This window comes from Pacificispira sp. (assembly GCF_965228185.1).
In the GTDB taxonomy this organism is placed as follows: Bacteria; Pseudomonadota; Alphaproteobacteria; order UBA8366; family Aestuariispiraceae; genus Pacificispira.
Genome location: NZ_CBDDHE010000003.1, coordinates 385542 through 402331, shown reverse-complemented (window position 1 = coordinate 402331; position 16790 = coordinate 385542). Strand labels below are relative to the sequence as shown.

The following is a 16790-nucleotide window of genomic DNA, read 5'->3' as shown; positions in this document are numbered from 1 at the left end:
CTTATGCGGTGAGGAACCCGGTTCGCGTTGGTCGATGCGGAACACTGTCTCAACTCCCCTGGCAGAACTTCTCATGCGTGACCTGTTCGCTCAGCCCCGTCGCGCTTTCCAGAACCTTGCACAGCGCCTCGGACAAGGGATCGGCCTCGCTAAGGCCTGCCTTCTTGGCGCTGTCATATAGCCGGATCGCGGTATTGGCATTCTTGCTTCCCATCGGATTGTCCCCGTCCAGATTTGGGTCCATCCATTTGCCCAATTGCAATTGCGCCTCGGGATAGGCCTCCGCCACCAGTGCCTCCACCAATTGCAAGGCCGATTGGGTATTTCCTTCGGTTATGCAGCTCTGCGCCATGGCCCATCGTTCGTCGGCGGCCGCGCCCTGAACCCCGGCAGGATCGCAGGCACCGGACGCCGTGTCGGATTGAGTGGCATCCGCCGGCTTTTCCTCCTCCTGCTCTACGACAGGAGTTTCCTCGGTCTTCGGTTCGTCGCCCGACATGCCGAAATAGGCGCCGGCACCGCCAAGCACCAAAAGCAGGCCCAGCACCCCAAGGATCAGCGGCACCTTGCTTTTCGGCGTCTCCGTTTGGCCGTCGTCGGGCTTCGGGTCGTTCACAGGCCCCGGCACAGGCTCCGGTTCGGGCGCCGGCGGTGTCGGCTCCGGCGTTGGTTGCACGGGCGGGCTCGGTGGCTCAGGGGGGCGTGGAGGCGGCGTGTCGCCGCCGGGCGGGGTTGGGGCAGGCTGCGCCGGACGGCCGGGAGACACCTTTCCGATACCCACCTTCCGGGCATGGACCGTTCCGCGCCGGGCGGTTCGTTGGGTGGTCGCAACATCTTCCGGCCATTTCAGGGTACCATCCACCCCGGCCTCTAGCACTTCCACACGGATTTGCTGGAACGGCGCCATTTGGCCGACAATATCCGGGCCCAGGATCAGCGTATGCGCGCCGTTCTCCTCGCTCAGGTCGAACGGCCCGACCTTGGCGTCATTCGTGCTCCACCCCGCGGCGGACAGATACTGATCGTCCTCCAAACGCGTGATACGGACATGGGCCGAAGCCGGCGCGCCGACTGACAGGCCGCCAATGATAACTTTCGCGTAACCGCCAAGGGGATTGGCCGGATCCTTTACGATTTTGATGCTCACGGCTGATCTCCATTCCCGATGTCGTCAAGTACCTTCAAGGTCGATCCCAGCCGAGCATTCTGTTCGATATTGATCGTCGATCCGTCCTCGCTGCGGGCATTGTCGTCGAAAACCTGGAACAGCATCCGGGTCCAATCCTGGAAATAGATCAAATCCCGGCGCGGCGGCGTTTCCGTCAGGGAAAGGGCGTCCTGATGTTCGGGCGGCGGTGTGAACACCGGCCGTTCCTCGTTGGTCTTGCTGTTCTTCAAGGTTGGACGCTTATCCGTTTCGATCAGCGATGCCCCCACGGATTCCACAAGATTGTTGATGTGATGGGCCGCAACCGCGGCAAGGGTCGGAACATCCGCCTGAAGATCGGTCCAGATCTTGATATCCGCTTCGATTTTTGGGGACAGGCCGAACCGCTTTGCCGCACGTTTCATTTCCGACGCCATTTCGGCGACACTGTTGCCCGAGACATACAGTTCGACCTTGAGGCCGTTTCTTTCCGACAGGCGGCGCATATGTTCGTGCCAGGCACCGATTGCGGAATCGGTCAGGAACGCCTCTCGCGTCATACTGACGACGCTGTCGTCACCGGCATCGGCTTCGCTGGCCTCCGCATCCGGCAGGTCCATACCTTCAGGCAGCCAATCAAAGGCGACGGAAGACGGGTCCGTCTCGCCGGTGACAATCTGAACATTGTCCGGCACACGCTCCATTCGCCAGATCAGTTCCGAAGAATCGATGCCGAAGGATTCGATGATTTTGCCGAAGGTCCGATTCTCGAAGGCGACCCGCAATTCCTTCAGAACGGACATCGCAACCGCCTGACGCGCCTTGACCCGCTTTTCGATATCCGAATCCGAATAGAAGGGTTTCAGGTAGTTTCGCACCGTACCGCAAATCGCCTGCAGCCGGGCGTCGATCTGACCTTCCTTGACTTCCGGTTTAGCAACCGGCGTCAGATTGTCGATCAGGTAGCCGACACCGCCGTCATTCAGCGACATCGCGGCCTGCCAGGCCATTTCCGGATCCGCGAAATGGGTCTTTACCAGCCCGGCGGAAACACAGCCGGCACGCAATTCTTCCAGGCGCTGCATTTTGTCGTCACGCAGCGAGTCCTCCACCCCATCCTTGTAGTTGATGACATGTTCCGCCGGAAAATTCGGGTTCCTAAGCCAGAAGCTGTTGTTAAACTGTCGGCCCGGTTTCCAATTCAGCGGCCAACTGTCCTTCAAGCTGCCGAAGGGCGCGATCAGCGACGCCTCGATCCGGTTCATGAAGCGTTGATCGGCGTCCACCGAACCCGCCTTGTCCGCCAGATGCATGTCGAACTTCGTCAGCACCAGGAACAGCAGCGTATCGACCTTTTGCCGTTCCTCCGGCGTGTCGCCCTGCGCCTTGGAAATCCATTCGGAAATGCTTTGCGACAGATCCGCCGCCACATCGACATTGCTGGGCGGCACGCAAAGCAGCATGGATGTCAGATCCTGGCGTTCGACATAGCGTTCGAACAGGAAACCGACCTTACCGCGCAGGAAGAGTTCCTTCTTCGGCGCTTCGCTGTGGCGGATGAAATTGTCCAGCGGCCCTTTCGCGGCACGGCGCTCGCGCACTCCCGGGAAGTCCAGCAGGTCGGCCTCGGCGAAAAGCGGCCACGGTTCCTTTGTCATCGGCAGGATCAATTCCGCCGTCAATGCGGTTACCACCTGCCGCGGCAGCGCGACCTTCTTTCCCGACGCCGACATCACATTGATCGGCCCCGTATCGCCCTTGCCGTCCAATCCGTACAGCGTGGCGACATCGATGATGCTGGTCGTGCGCGGGGTCAGACTTTCGATTCCGGCGAAGACCTTGTCCGCGTGGCCTAGCTTCTCCAGCCCCTGTGCCAGTTCGACATAGAGCGCTGTCAGAGTCTCATGCTCTCCCCATAACAGGGACAGCAGTTTCGCGCGTTCCGCGATCGACAGGGCCGGCAGGATCGTCGACGCCTCTTCCCAGAAGGACATCAACCCGGCCGAATAGGCGATGCCGGAAAAATGCGCTTCGAAATAGTTCTGGATGTCCCAGACCTCTTCCTCGGAAAGTCCGCTTCCATTCCCCATGGCCGCCCGCGCGGCACTCAGTCTTTGGGCGATCTCGCCCGATGTCGGCGGCGCTTCTGTATTGTCGCCGTCGCGCATGAAGGTGTTGGCCAGAATGCGGATCAGGTCGGCTTCCGACAGAAACCGAAGGCTGACCGGATAATCGGGCGGGCAGTCTTCCTTCTGCATCGTAAACCGGGTCACCAGGCCGGTGGCTTCCTTATCCCCTTCCGGGTTGATCTCCTCGATGAAGTCCATGCCCGCACCGACCGCCGCGATCAGACGTTCGTCGCGCGGTTTTGCCAGAACCGAGACCAGATAGGATTTTCCGGCCTGACTGGGACCGTAAACACCGATGCTCATGGTTCGATCCGCCGCATCCGCCAACTGGCGTGTCCGACGTTCATCGCGCCGTAGTTCCTTCACGATCGCGTTGCGTTCGGCACCAACCAATTCGGCATTCTCGGCGTCCGTGACCCAGTCCTGCGCCGCGCGGATCGCCTTCGCGACCGACTCGCAGCGGGTTTTAAGTTCGTCGCTCGACATCGCCCTGTCCTCTCACCCCAATCAAAACTTCAAAAGGCCGCTATCCAGCCAATAGTCGCGTTCCATTCCCAAGGTCTGGAATTTCAGCATCACGTCGCTGGTCTTGCAGGTATCGCCCGCGCCGTCTTCGACCTCCGCCACGACCAACCCTTCTTTCAAGGCCTCGGCACGCAGCGCCTCGTCCGTGCTTTCCGGATCGGTATCGAATTCGCGACGCTCCAGGACGACCCGGAACGGCTTCGGCCGACGTGCCGCCTGTTCATTGGCGAAATCGACCCTGTAGATGACCGTTGTCGTCCATCGTTCATGCGGCAATTGCCGGAACCCGATAAAGGTCGGCGAGAACAATTGAATTTCCGCCTCGGTCGCACTGCCCGGCCCGTCCGAAACATCCTGGAACAGGATATTCGGGTCGCTGATCGCGCCGTTATTGTCCAACTGGCCGATATAGCGGGCGGTCGAACTCATATGCAGCAGGTTCGTGTAGATCATGAAATTGGGGATCCGGTTCTGGGCGATCAGGGACAGCATTGCCCCCACCGCCGCGGTCGATTTCGGATCCTGAACCCGGTTCGTGACGACGTTTCGGTACGGATACCAATCGCCGACCTCGTATTCGTGCAGAGAAATCAGTTGGGACGGACGGACGACCATATGCTCGCGCACCATGTCCCTTATGACCGGCAGACGGGACGGCCGACCGGACAGAAGGACCGCGTCGACACCCAGATAGGATATGATTTCGCACATATCGCTCAGCGGCTTGCGCATGACGTCGCGGATCGCGGCGTCGACCTCCTCGCGGTGCACCGCGATGACGACATCGTGCAGTTTCCAGTCCGCCGCCCCCCGGTTACGGACCGCGTTGATCAGGTAATCGCTGTCGTCATCCATCAACAGCGTTCCGGTATCCAGCCGGTCCAGGACATCGCCAACCCGGAAACTTTCCGAACCGCCGACAGGCAACCCGTTCATCAAGGACAGGCATTCCAGCGCCAGCGGTGCCAGCACACGCAATACATACTGACGACGCTGCTGAGACAGCCGGATATCCCGATCGCCGACATCGCCGCCGAACAGTTCCCGCATTATGTTGCCGGGGTTCTGAACGCCGGCATTCTCCAGGTCTGTGACGATCTGCGACAGGATCACCCGCGAAATGATACTGCGCAGCATATCGTCGCCGGCGACCCGGAAGCCTTCGCGGAAGTCCTGATGCGGCACGATCGCCTGACTGCCCTCGGCGTGATAGGTCATCACCATGAGGTCCGTCGTGCCGCCCCCGATATCGATACAGGCAACCCGCAGTGACGGCTGCGGTGGATCGTTCGGGTTGACCGGCGAGGTCGGCGTCGCCGCGACGCGCTTGCGCTTCTTGCCGTAGAGGTCGAAATAGCGACGGATCTGCCCGCCGAACTTCTGATTGATTTCCGAGAATATATAGACCGCCTGCGTCGCGCTCGCCTCGTCCCAATCGACGCGGATTTCCGGAACCGTGGCATTCAGCGCCATGCCGGAATGCCACTTCAGAACCTTGAACAGCTGCTTCAGCGCCCCCTCGGCCCGCGACCGCATGATCGCCTGTTCCTGAATGGGCGTCGCGGAGGGCAAGGTCAGAATAATCGTTCTGAGCCGCCGGGGAATCGCGCTTTGCCGGCGCGTTTCCCGTTGCGCGGGATCGTTGATCAGAACGAAGGCCTGCAGGAACATTTCCGCCAGCATGAAGCCATAGGTCGCGGAGCGCGAGAACCGAGGGCGCGAGGCCGGGATCATCGAAACGTCACGCTTGTCCCGCAGCTTGTTCTTCACGTCCGCTTCAAGCTGATCGATATTGTCGCCGGCCTCGTTCAACTCGTTCTGTACCGCCCGTGCGACCAATGGCAGCGGTTCGGCCAGGGACGGAGTGAAATTGTGGAACCGCCAATCCTGAATCATCGGCCGGTCGTCCCAAAGATACCGTTTGGGACTCGACAGACCGGAAACCGTCTCGGTGCCGAGATCGTCCCGGGTCAGCCGCATCGCTTCCGGTCCGACACGCACCAGGCTGGGCCAGAAGAAGGACCGTGACCGAGCCGCCCGTCCGTCTCCGAAACGGGCATCCGAGAACTCGATCCGGCTTTCGAAAGTGCCGGTATAGCGGTTCACCGGATCGGAAAGATCGCGCAGCGACAGGGTATAGCAATCGGTCAGATTGACCGATCCGCCATCGGGCGAGGATTCGATCAGGATCCCGCATGTGTTGCTGTTGCCGACATCGAGAACCAAGTCAACATCGATGGGCGTGTACCGGAACCGGTCCGAGATCGGATCGCGCGACATGGTGTCGACCAGACGGATGGTCGGAAACCGGATCGCGCCGTCGAGCAATTTCAGGAAGGCGAAGAACCGCGACCAATGTTCGAACAGGCGTTCCGGCATTTCGTCATCGGAGCGTGGCCGCTTCGGCTTTTTCTGCACGGCCTCGAATTGATCCAGAAGCCATTCGTCGACCCAGGCCTGCAGATCGTGCGTGTTGCCGCTGTCATCCGTTTCGACCCAGCTGACGAACCAACCGACCTTGTCGGAATCGGCCACGAACTCGAACTTCCGTTCGCCGTCCTCCAGGCTGGGAGCCTGGTAGAAGCGCATGTCCTCGACCGTCTCGCAGGTCGTGTCCAGGGCGAGAATGACCCAATGCGTATGGCCGGTCTTGGGATCGGGTTCATCCAGTTCCTTGATGAAAATCCGCGCCCAGCAGGTCGGGCCCGGATCATGCCGATCCTGGGAATCGTGACCGGAACCGTGCCGGACGCGCAGCATCGGGACAGGCGTCCATTTCTCGATGAAGGGTTCCAGCGCCTTGGCCTGGTTGATCTGATACTCCTCGTCGTCCGGCTGGGCTTCGCTGAGGATCGGGGCGTCGAGATCGTCGTCCCCGGTCAGCACCAGTAGGGTTCTCGCATCCCCCTCCGCCGAGCGTTCCGTCGTGCGCTCGATGAAGCTCATCGTCTTGTAGGGACAATCATTGGCGTTGAACCCGAAGTCGAGGAACTGAATGCCGCTGAATGGCACCACCGTCGTCTCGTCTTTCCAGTCGTGCAGCTTCCGATTACGTGTCGAGGTCTTCATCGCAAAACAGATCCCATTAAAACATCACATCCAGGCGCCGCCGACAGCGCCTTCGATCATTGTCGGCGCAACTTAACATCAACCGGTTGAGAGTTCTCTCGTTCCAAATCCACCGACCCGCATTGAATCGACGTCTCAGCCGATGTCCGGCAGACATTCTTTCGCCGGACAATGAAGGAGGAATCGTCGCACTGCATCGGCGCATCGTCGACCCAGGTCATGTCCTCGCCCTGCGTCACCGTGGATTTCAGCGTTCCTTCGCAGACCGTGCCGTTGTCAAAGACAAGCCGTTGCGTTCCATTCTCGCCCGCCTCGTCCAGGCAGACTTGCCAATCCTGAACTTTACGGGGGCGGTTTATGTCGCCGTCGACATAAAGCGTGTAGTTGGAATCAAGTTGCCAACACCCCGCCAGCAGGGAGGAATCGCCTTCGGTGATCGCTTCCTCCACCGTCTTGGCACCGTCCTGCACGGGGGCTTCCGCAGTTGTCCCAGCCCCACCGGCGACGCATTGCCGGTCCAAATCCAGTATCGCGCGTTCCAGGGCGTCGATTTCAGCCTGGATGCGGTCGGATTCTTCATGCGGATCGTCAGCGGCAAGCACCGATGTCTCACACCGGTCGAGGAAAGAGAATGGCCACACACCGCAGGCCGGTATGGCGAGATAAAGGACAATGAAGATCAGAACCGCCAGCAGCAGCCAACCCAGCCACCACAGAATGTCCCAAAAGCGGGAGCGCTTTTCATCCTCCGGCAGAGGCGCGACGACGGCGGCGGCGACGGCCGGGCCGGCATCTCTAGCAGACGGCTCGACTACCGGCCGGGTGGGTGGGATCAGTCGGCTCAACAGCGCCCGCGGCGGCGCATAAACGTCCAGATGGAAACCCCACTGCACGATAACCGGCGCACCGCCCACGCTGAAGATGCATTCCTCGCTGGGGACCTCGACGGCGTTGCGCAAGGCGATTGCGATCGACTGGGCCGCCGGATCCGCCTTCACCGCAAAGTCGTCGGCGACCGCCAATATGTCGGCCACGATCTTGCCCAGCTTGGTTTTCAGTTCTTCCGCCGTGTCAGGGGACAAAGACGAGAGCGGCAGGATTTCACCCGGAAGCTCCGACTGCCAGACAGCGAGCCCCGCCTGATTGGAGGGTTCGGCGAACAGGGCGGCATGGCGGTCGCCCAGGGCCCGCCGGACATTGCCGACGACGAATTCATAGGTCCGCTGGCTGGGTTCCCCAAGCGGCTTAACATTGTCCAGCCGCGTGCGCGCGATTGTCCGTGCGACCATGGCCGTCAGTCTACCTTACCGTCTTGCGCCGCGGGGTCTGAGCCTTCTTCGGCCGGCTCTGCCGGTGTGTCGCCTTCCGGCGGCGTTTCCGGGCCCGGCGGCTGGGTGCGTTCCGCAACCTGAGGCCGGCAGGCCTGATCGGTTCCCGGGATCGTATGCCCCTTGCTTTCCGCGAAACGAACCAATTCCTTGGTATGCAGCGAGAAGTTCAGGAAGCGGCGCGTGACCTCGTCCTGGATACCGAAGGTATTGACGCCGATCACGCGACCGCACTGATCGACCAGAGGGCCGCCCGAATTCCCGCTTGAGATATCGGCGGAGTGGATCAGCGACAGAACCCCTTCTGCGCCGATATTCTGCTGCGCGTTCACGGTACCCTGGGTAATGACCATGTCGGGAACGGCGGCGGATTGCGTATCCTGGATGGCCCGGCCTTCCTGATCGACCTTGAAATAGGCGCTGGGGAAGCCCGCCGCGATGACGGGTTTCAGCTTCACCGATTCCTCGCTGTCCCAGACCGTGAAATGCTGCGCATTGGCATTCGGAACCCGCAACAGGGCGAAGTCGCGCCCGACCCCCCTGGATTGGCCGCTCGACGCCAACAGTTCCGCGCGAATGACCCGGCCAAGGGCCTCGCTCTTCACATAGAGCGCGACCGGCTTCCCGATCTTTGCCTGGTCGCCGGACGCCCCATAAACGACATGGTCGTTCGTCACCAATAGGTCCGGTCCGACGAAAAAGCCGGTCCCGGACCCTTTCCCGCCTTGAAATTCGGTGATTACAAGGGCCGTCCGCGCCTCGATAAAGCTCAAGAGATCGGTTGCTGAATCGGTAGAGCCATCCGGTGGAGGAACCTCCAAACGGCCGGGGGGCGGGGGGACGACGTCTTCGCTGGTGGCCGTACTGCCGCTATCTCCGGCGCCGCCATTTGCCCTCTCGGCAGCTTCGTCAATCGTAGCCGGAAATCTGAGCGATCCGTCGTCCAGACAGACAGCACCGTCCAGCGCCCGCTGCAATTCGTCCCGGCGCCGACGCAGGGAATCGTTCTGCTCTTCGGCGATCCGGGCGGATTCGTCGCCGCTGATCGAAACGGTTTCCGGCGGATAGAGCAGTGTGCCGGGGATCAACAGATAGGCCAACACCAGGCCCATGATCAGCAAAAGCAGGATCAGCGGGATCCAGCGCCACCGTCCGCCACCGCCGTTTCGATCTGTCACGGCGGGCGGTTCGCCCGATCCGCCGCCGCCGCCGGCATGCGATACAACGGGTTCGCCTGCCTTCGGCGCCGACGCGCCGCTATCGGAGACTTTCGGCTCTTCCGGAACCTCCTCGGCCGCAGCCGCACGAGCCCCCAACCGGTCTGAAAGTGCCCCCAACTCCTCCGCATTGATGGGCGGGGCGGACGCAAGCGGCAAATAGGCGCCCAGAGTGGCGCCGTAATGCCTGCCGCGCGCATTCGGCGTCAGCCCAACGGAGGATGGCACCATGCCCCAATTGACCAGGATCGGCCTTCCGCCGACCGCATAGATGCAATTGGCGTCCTTCAGATGCAGGGCCGCGCCGATCATAGGGCCAACCCCGGCATCGGCGATCCCATCCAGCAGCGGCGCCAGGCGCTCCCGAAGCTTGGCTTCGATCAGGTCCCGGTCCTGCCCTTCGCATTCTGACAGCGGGCGGGCGTCATCGGGAACATTGGCGTACCAGGAAATGACTGCCGGTGCGCGGTCGTTGCCGCGCCGGTAGACCGGTTCCGCGAATAGTTCCGCCGCGTCGCGGCCGGCCGTTTGAATTATCGCCGCCTTAAGGGCCTCGAAGTTATCGACGACGGGCGTGCCGCCGAAATCGATGAGGTCCATGTCTTCGACACTTGTCTTGACGATGAAGAAGGTCTCTTCGCTCACCGGTTCGCTCCTTCCAGGCGTGGCCCATTCACGTATTGCGCCGATGTCAGTTTCTGCACACGCCTTCTCCCTCATATCCCGCCGCCTCGCGCATCGACCGCGCAAGATCGGCGAGATCCATCCCATCGGATTTGCGATTGTAGAAACCGCCTGTGATATCGGCCATGCATTTGGCGACTGTCAGGGCCGACAGGTCGACGACATTGATGACCAATCCCGGCCGGCCCGCCTTCGCCGCCCGGGCCGCGGCGCAAGGGTCGCCGCCGCAACTGTCCACGCCATCCGTCAGAACGACCATGTTGACGTAATCGTCCGGCGTCTGACCGCCCTGCATGCGCCGGCCGGCCTCCTGCACGGCGGCCGCCAGCGCCGTCGGGTTCTCGGTGCTTAGATTATTGATCCGCGCGGTCAGTGCGGGTCTTTGCGCCGCAGAGAACGCCCCATGATATTCACCGCGGCATTCGTTGAAGTCGACAAGGCCGATAGTGATGTCTTCCGGTGCCTTCTCGATTGCGTCGATGGCAATTTCACGCGCGATTGTAATCCGACGTTCGCCCGGCACGCGGTCGATCTGACGCTGGATATCCTCCATTTGAGATTGCGCCGCGGCTAAGCCCACTGCCGCAAAGACATTGCCCCGCTCCAGTTGAGCGGCCAGTGCGTCGATCTCTTTGACCTTCTCCGCCTCGGCGCGCTGCAGAGATGCCGGCACGTCAATGGAATCCCGCATGCTGCGCGACGTATCCAGAACGAACATGATTTCAGAAGGACGCACCGCCTTCTGATCCGGTTCGCAAGCCTCGGCGAGGTCTTCCTCCGGCGGAGGCGTCGGTTCAGGTTCTGGAGGCGGCTCGACCTGGGCCTCCTGCTCCGGCGGTGGCTCGGGTTCCGGCGTTGGAGGCGGTTGTTCGGGCGAACATTCCAGCGCGGCAATCTCACGCTCGAGGGCGCGGATCTCTCCTTCCAGCGCGGCACGCTCGTGATCCAGCGCCGCACCGCGCTCCGCCGCGTCCGCTTCCTGCACCGCGCAATAATCGTTCCACCAGGGCAATACAGAAAATATGCCGCATGCCGGCAAAAGAAGGGCGAATCCGAAGAAAACAATCAAAAGCAACGTCAGGGACGCGATGGCCACAACGAGCCGTTCCATACGCACCCTCCCCACATGACGACGGAACCGAGCAGTCTAACAAATCATACAATCTATCTCCTGTCAGGAGAAAAGCCCGGTGTTATACAAACTTCACTTGCTGCGCCGGTCGCCATAATCAGTTGCCCGAGGGACCGGATGATATCCCCCTCCCCCAGCCGACGACGATATCGCAAAGCCATATCGGCCCGACTTACGCCTCACTTCGGGCGACCTAACACGGCACCGTGTGCCTTCTAGAGGCAGGGGGCGTTGGTTCGAATCCGAGATTTTCGGGCAAGAAGCGCCTCACCGCTCTCTGCGGCGACACGATCCATGAGGGACAGATTGGCAGTTGGTTCAATCAGGCGCGGCAGGCCTGATTTCGCCCCTGCTCTTTCGCTTCGTAGAGGGCTTTGTCCGCGCGTGCCAAAATGTCGTCCGGCGTATCGCCGACGCGCGCCTCGGTCACACCGAGGCTGACCGTGACCGCCGCCCCGCCGATGCGGTGAATCTCCGCACTTTCCTCTATCGACGTCCGGATCGTTTCCGCCCTGGCCATGGCAGAATCGACGTCACAATCGCTTACGAGGATGACGAATTCTTCGCCGCCCCAACGGCACAAAAGGTCTGAATCTCGAACCGAGTGACTTGTGACCTTCGCCACCGCCTGGAGAATTCGATCGCCGTTGAGGTGCCCGAGGCCGTCGTTAATCCGCTTGAAGTGATCGATATCGAACAGGATCAGACTGAACGGCGTCGGATCGCGCTTCAGCAGCTTGGTTTCTCTTTCGAGGGACGCGTCGAACACACCGCGATTGACCAGTCCTGTCAGGCTGTCCCTGGTCGCCATCCACTCCAACCGGGAATGGAACCGGTTCACGGCGACGACGACGACCAGCAACGTCACCATAATGACCGCGAGGCCGACGATCAGGTTCGTGAGAGTGGATTGAAAAATCCCCTCCAAGGCATCGCTCTCGCTCTGCTCGACCAGTACGCGCAGCTTCAGTTCGGGAATGTTGCGCGTGCTCAGCAGAAGGACTTCCCCGTCCCGTTCATACTCAAAGCCGCCATGTTCGGTTGCCATGATTTCTTCGGAGATGACCGAGATGCCGGCGGCCGAGGCAATGTTCGCCTCGGTCAGGGTTGCCCCCTCGGATCGAACCAGAATGTTTCCGCGTTCATCCAAGAAGTACACATGGCGTCCAAAATGATCTTTGTATCGGTCGACGATTTTCGACACCGATTGCACATCCAATCCGACGCCGGTTACGGCGAGGAGTTCGCCCGTCTCATCGACGACCCGGTAATTTATGAAGATCGTCAGAGCATCGCCCTGCTCTTCATTGAAATCGACATTCATTTCGTAACTTTGATCTAGCGACCGGACGCGGAAATACCATTCATCCCGGCTGTCATCTTCCGAGACCACCTGTGATATCCCGCTGAAATGATAGTATTTTCGGGATCTCTCAGAAACGAGGAAGCTAGTAAAGAAACCATACTTTCGCCGAATTTCATCGAGATACCGCGTCATCTCGACCGGTGTGAGTTCGCCCTTCTTCAGCCAGCCCTGCACGAATGTGTCGGTGGCCATGACCGAGGACACAAAGACCGGCGGCAGCAAATCACGCTGAATTTCCGAATAGATATTGTCGCTGGTCAACGGCAGTTCGCTATTCGCCAAAGACGCGCGGATTTCCGTCTTGGAAACATAATAGCTGACAAGATTCGTTACGGAGAACCCCACGACGAGAATGACGGATATGATCGCAATCAGCGGCGCGCGCACTGACTTCGGACGGCTCCAATCGACCATATTTTTCTCATTCCACCGACACCAATCCCGGGCGGGGTGTTGAGATCACAGAACCGGGGCGGGAACAACCAAAACTTCATGCCTAATCGACCGATACCAGTTGCCAAAGACCTTAAATACGGATGACGAGAAGCTTCGCGTTACCCCCGCTCGACAGGTTCCACTCGCGCCTCACCAACTCCTTGCCGTCCTCCGTCTCGACCCAGAATAGGGCCGTATTCTTCCCGGAACTCCCCTGATTCAGGGCCTTGATTTCAAGGACATTCTCCCCCTGCTGAAGCGGAATGTCGATCTGCCGGGTCGCATTGGCCAGCGTGAAGGTAAGAACCTCCGCGTTATTCAGAAAGATGGTTACCATATCCCCGTCTTCGGATCCGTGATCCTGCGCGAGGACCCGCAGAATGCGCGACGGCGTCTCGGTGACCCCCAGGAACTGGTCGCTGGAGTTTTTCAGCGCCTCAATTTTCAGGCGCTTGGCCCGGCTTTCCTCCGCCGAGGCGAAAGCGTCCTCCAGGATGCTGGCCCCGGCGGTGGTTTCCGATTGTGGCAATTGGCTGTTCCGGCTGTTTGCGGAAGCGGGTGTCTCCGCGCCGCCGAATGCGCTCTCCAAGGCATTCTCCAGGGCGGAAACCGTTGCCGGCGGGGCTTCCTGCTTCGCCGTCTCCGCCGTCTTCTCGGCCGCCGCCAGGGCCTCCCGGCAATAGTCCCTTGCCGCCGACCTGAGGGCATTGGCGTTGTAATCCAATTCGACCAGCTCAAGGTCTTCGACCTCGAACCCGACCTTGAAGACCGCTTTCGCTTCGGCCTTGCTGTAAAAGCTGCCGTCCTTTCTTTGCAGCAGTTGGTGCCAGGACGGGCTGCTATTCACCATCATGCCAAGCTCCAATGACCGCTTCAGCGTGTCCGGACGGAACCGCACATGCATTCCCGCGACATCGAGGCGCCGGTCACTCAGTACGATCTTCTGGTTCGGCACAATCCGAACGGAGAAAATCGAATCCGACAGCAGCTCCGCCTCGGCAAAGGCCGCCCGGAAGCGTTCCGTCATGTCTAGGCGCACATAGGGAGATGCGGCGGCTGTCATGCCCTCCAGGCCTTTCTCCCGGACAAGTTTCCAGCAATTTTCGGGAACCGCCACGATGGCCGGCGCCCGGAAGTCGTAATTTCCCCGAAAGGACATGACCGGTTCGCCCAACAGAACATCGAATTTGTAATGAATCGTCAGTCGGGACAGTGCGACCGCCCCCTCCCCGCCTGCGAGGCCGTTCAGCTTATCCACAGACAGGTTGAGGGTGTTCAGAAGCGGCAGCTTACCGTCAGGAAGGTCCTTCGCGACGGCGGGTGAAGAGGCCAGGAACAGCGCAAACGCGGTGGCAAGTGCCGGTCGCCCCATCCGGCGCCCGAACCGGTTTCCGACAAGACTCTGAAACATATGTTTTCCCGCGATTGCTGCTGATGAAATGCCGCCAGAGAGTCTTGGCAAGCCGTTGATTTGTCAAATGCCCAAGACCCTTGCCCTCGTTCAGGCAATTACTAAACTTCAATGCCTGGGCGCGTTGCATGTTGAGAGGTTCGAGGGGTTTCCATGACAAGTCTGATCCGTTTCGTTTTTGCAGTTTTCCTTTTCTCGCACGCCCCCTTACCGGCCCAATCTCAGAACCTTCCACCGGAAATCGAGTTCGATTTGAAGGTCCAGGAACTGGCGTCCCACATCGAAAACGAACGATGGGAACAGGCCCTGACGGCGATCAACGGTCTGAAGGACGGGCAGTTCAAACTGCCGCCGAGCTTCCTGCATTTTGAAGGCAAGGCGAATCTCTATGCCGGGAATGCCAATGCCGCCGAGAAGGCATGGATTGCATATCTGCAGGCCGAAGGGAAAGGCGGGAAATACTATACCGAGGCCCTGGCCGGTATAGTCGAGGCGAAGCAGTCACCCCGCTATGTGGCCCTGGCCGAAGGGGAATTTTTCGATTGCGCGGATTGTCCGGTCATGGTGCCGCTATCACCGGGCAAGGTCGAAATCACCAATCTGGGCGCCAACGGCGATCAGACATTGACGCTGAACATTCCATACCCTTTTGCGATCGGCAAAACCGAAGTTACCGTCGGGCAATTCAAGAAATTCGCGCAGGAAACAGGATTCAGGGGCCAGGGCGATTGTCTGGTTCACATCACCAAACTGGCGCAGCACGAGCACAAGTTCGAAAAGCGTTCAGGCCGATCCTGGAGAAACAGCTACGCATCGACAAGCGATCAGCATCCGGTCAGTTGCGTGAGTTGGTATGAGGCCCAGGCCTATGTGTCGTGGCTGTCGAATAAGACAGGACATTCCTACCGCCTGCCTTCGGAGGCCGAATGGACCTATGCCGCGAAAGCAGGGGAAAATATGGCATACCAGTGCGGCGACGATTTCGCCTGCCTTCAACAAATGGCCTGGACGTCCTCAACGGCGCAACGAAACCAACCCGAGCCCGTCGGCACCAAATCCGCCAACGCATGGGGTCTGCATGACATGACCGGCAACGTTTGGGAGCTTATGCATGAATGCTACGACTGGCCATTCAAGGACGTCCCGACCGACGGGAGCCTGCCGGATGCGAGCGGCGACTGTAAGCGGATCTTGAAATCGGGATCCTGGGCGCAGGTCCCGAAATACCTTATCGTGGATCGGCGCTTGTCCTATGCCGGCGATCGCTGGGATTCCCTGACCGGGTTCAGGGTGATGCGGGAATTGCGTTGATCGACGTAACGGCCGCAACGGCTCAATCGACGTCCTTTCAAACAGGACCGAACAGCTCGCCGGAAAGCCGGTAAGCGATCCCGGCATCGGTCCAATGTCGGAACTCGAAGCATGCTGACTTCGTGGCGAATTACACTTTTTAGACCCTTTTTGTTCTGATACCCTCCGTTCGCCGCGACAGGGGACGCGGCGTCCCATTCGCAATCATTCCCAGGAGAATGTCCGGTATGGCGAAGGAAAGGTTCGAACTGGGGGCCCCCTTCTTGAAGCGGGTGTACTTTCGCGAACCGCCGAAGGACAGGGCGGAATATCCACTCAGTCTGCCCATTCTGGACGGCCTCGACCTGACTTTCTCCACGCCTGTAACCGTGATCGTCGGCGAGAATGGGTCCGGCAAATCGACCCTATTGGAGACGATCGCCTACCATTGCGGCTTCAATGTCAGCGGCGGCAACCGGGATCACGTCTATGACCAAACGGCGGATGTCGCCCCCCTCGCGGATGCTCTGACCTTCGCGTGGCGGCCGAAGGTGGCACAAGGCTTCTTCATGCGGGCCGAGAGCTTCTTCAACTTCGCCGGCTATCTGGACGAGATGTCGAGCCATGCGGGCTCCGTCGCCTATGCATCCTATGGCGGTTCGTCATTACACCGGCAGTCCCATGGGGAGGCGTTCCTGTCGCTTTTCGAGAACCGGTTCGGCGGTAAGGGCATTTACATCCTGGACGAACCGGAAGCCGCCCTGTCCCCCCAGCGGCAAATTCAGCTGCTCGCCATTCTGCGGGCATTGGAAGAATCCGGAGAGGCCCAGGTCATCATGGCGACCCATTCGCCGATCCTGATGGCCTATCCGAATGCGGACCTTTACTACCTGCAGGGCGATACGATCCGGTTGGCGGATTACCGGGATACCGGCCATTACCGGATCACCCGGCGGTTCCTGGAAAATCCCGACGCCTATCTGCGCGAAATCTTCGACCGGTTCGATTCCTGATCCTGCCCCAAATGGAAAGGGGCGCCGAATGACGCCCCTTCCCT

10 protein-coding genes are annotated in these 16790 nt (G+C 60.2%); 2 read left to right on the top strand and 8 right to left on the bottom strand.

Annotation, left to right across the window (positions count from 1 at the left end):
* Positions 1 to 49: 49 nt before the first annotated feature.
* The 8 genes from ACO06O_RS05500 to ACO06O_RS05465 all read right to left on the bottom strand — a co-directional run bounded on the left by ACO06O_RS05500 (position 50) and on the right by ACO06O_RS05465 (position 14443).
* Positions 50 to 1147 carry a hypothetical protein gene (locus ACO06O_RS05500; protein ID WP_421877122.1) on the bottom strand — a complete coding sequence of 366 codons (1098 nt, stop codon included), beginning with the start codon at positions 1145 to 1147 and terminating at the stop codon, positions 50 to 52.
* Positions 1144 to 3762 carry a virulence factor SrfC family protein gene (locus tag ACO06O_RS05495; protein WP_421877120.1) on the bottom strand — a complete coding sequence of 873 codons (2619 nt, stop codon included), beginning with the start codon at positions 3760 to 3762 and terminating at the stop codon, positions 1144 to 1146. The genes ACO06O_RS05500 and ACO06O_RS05495 overlap by 4 nt, the downstream gene beginning before the upstream one ends.
* 21 nt (positions 3763 to 3783) lie before the next feature.
* Positions 3784 to 6870 carry a virulence factor SrfB gene (locus ACO06O_RS05490; protein WP_421877118.1) on the bottom strand — a complete coding sequence of 1029 codons (3087 nt, stop codon included), beginning with the start codon at positions 6868 to 6870 and terminating at the stop codon, positions 3784 to 3786.
* A gap of 56 nt (positions 6871 to 6926) precedes the next feature.
* Positions 6927 to 8159, bottom strand: coding sequence for a hypothetical protein (locus ACO06O_RS05485; RefSeq protein ID WP_421877116.1), 1233 nt, complete (start codon positions 8157 to 8159; stop codon positions 6927 to 6929).
* Positions 8160 to 8164: 5 nt separating this feature from the next.
* Entirely contained in the window at positions 8165 to 10060 is a 1896-nt protein-coding gene (locus ACO06O_RS05480; protein WP_421877114.1) for a S1 family peptidase, read from the bottom strand.
* A 46-nt stretch (positions 10061 to 10106) separates the two neighbouring features.
* The gene (locus ACO06O_RS05475) at positions 10107 to 11210 is read right to left on the bottom strand and encodes a hypothetical protein (RefSeq protein ID WP_421877112.1); all 1104 of its coding nucleotides are present in this window, start codon (positions 11208 to 11210) and stop codon (positions 10107 to 10109) included.
* A 343-nt stretch (positions 11211 to 11553) separates the two neighbouring features.
* Positions 11554 to 13011, bottom strand: a complete 1458-nt coding sequence (locus tag ACO06O_RS05470; protein WP_421877110.1) for a sensor domain-containing diguanylate cyclase — start codon at positions 13009 to 13011, stop codon at positions 11554 to 11556.
* A 112-nt stretch (positions 13012 to 13123) separates the two neighbouring features.
* The gene (locus ACO06O_RS05465) at positions 13124 to 14443 is read right to left on the bottom strand and encodes a hypothetical protein (protein ID WP_421877108.1); all 1320 of its coding nucleotides are present in this window, start codon (positions 14441 to 14443) and stop codon (positions 13124 to 13126) included.
* A 153-nt stretch (positions 14444 to 14596) separates the two neighbouring features.
* Here ACO06O_RS05465 and ACO06O_RS05460 point away from each other — a divergent pair, with 153 nt between their 5' ends.
* Both ACO06O_RS05460 and ACO06O_RS05455 read left to right on the top strand, forming a co-directional pair.
* Complete coding sequence (locus tag ACO06O_RS05460; protein ID WP_421877106.1) at positions 14597 to 15754, top strand: formylglycine-generating enzyme family protein; 1158 nt, start codon at positions 14597 to 14599, stop codon at positions 15752 to 15754.
* Between the two features lie 227 nt (positions 15755 to 15981).
* Positions 15982 to 16746, top strand: coding sequence for an AAA family ATPase (locus ACO06O_RS05455; protein WP_421877104.1), 765 nt, complete (start codon positions 15982 to 15984; stop codon positions 16744 to 16746).
* Positions 16747 to 16790: the final 44 nt, after the last annotated feature.

Excerpts from the sequence above, each read along its gene's own strand:
- ACO06O_RS05495 (WP_421877120.1), bottom strand. The coding sequence starts at position 3,762 with ATGTCGAGCGACGAACTTAAAACCCGCTGCGAGTCGGTCGCGAAGGCG.
- ACO06O_RS05490 (WP_421877118.1), bottom strand. The coding sequence starts at position 6,870 with ATGAAGACCTCGACACGTAATCGGAAGCTGCACGACTGGAAAGACGAG.
- ACO06O_RS05485 (WP_421877116.1), bottom strand. The coding sequence starts at position 8,159 with ATGGTCGCACGGACAATCGCGCGCACGCGGCTGGACAATGTTAAGCCG.
- ACO06O_RS05475 (WP_421877112.1), bottom strand. The coding sequence starts at position 11,210 with ATGGAACGGCTCGTTGTGGCCATCGCGTCCCTGACGTTGCTTTTGATT.
- ACO06O_RS05470 (WP_421877110.1), bottom strand. The coding sequence starts at position 13,011 with ATGGTCGATTGGAGCCGTCCGAAGTCAGTGCGCGCGCCGCTGATTGCG.
- ACO06O_RS05465 (WP_421877108.1), bottom strand. The coding sequence starts at position 14,443 with ATGTTTCAGAGTCTTGTCGGAAACCGGTTCGGGCGCCGGATGGGGCGA.
- ACO06O_RS05460 (WP_421877106.1), top strand. The coding sequence starts at position 14,597 with ATGACAAGTCTGATCCGTTTCGTTTTTGCAGTTTTCCTTTTCTCGCAC.
- ACO06O_RS05455 (WP_421877104.1), top strand. The coding sequence starts at position 15,982 with ATGGCGAAGGAAAGGTTCGAACTGGGGGCCCCCTTCTTGAAGCGGGTG.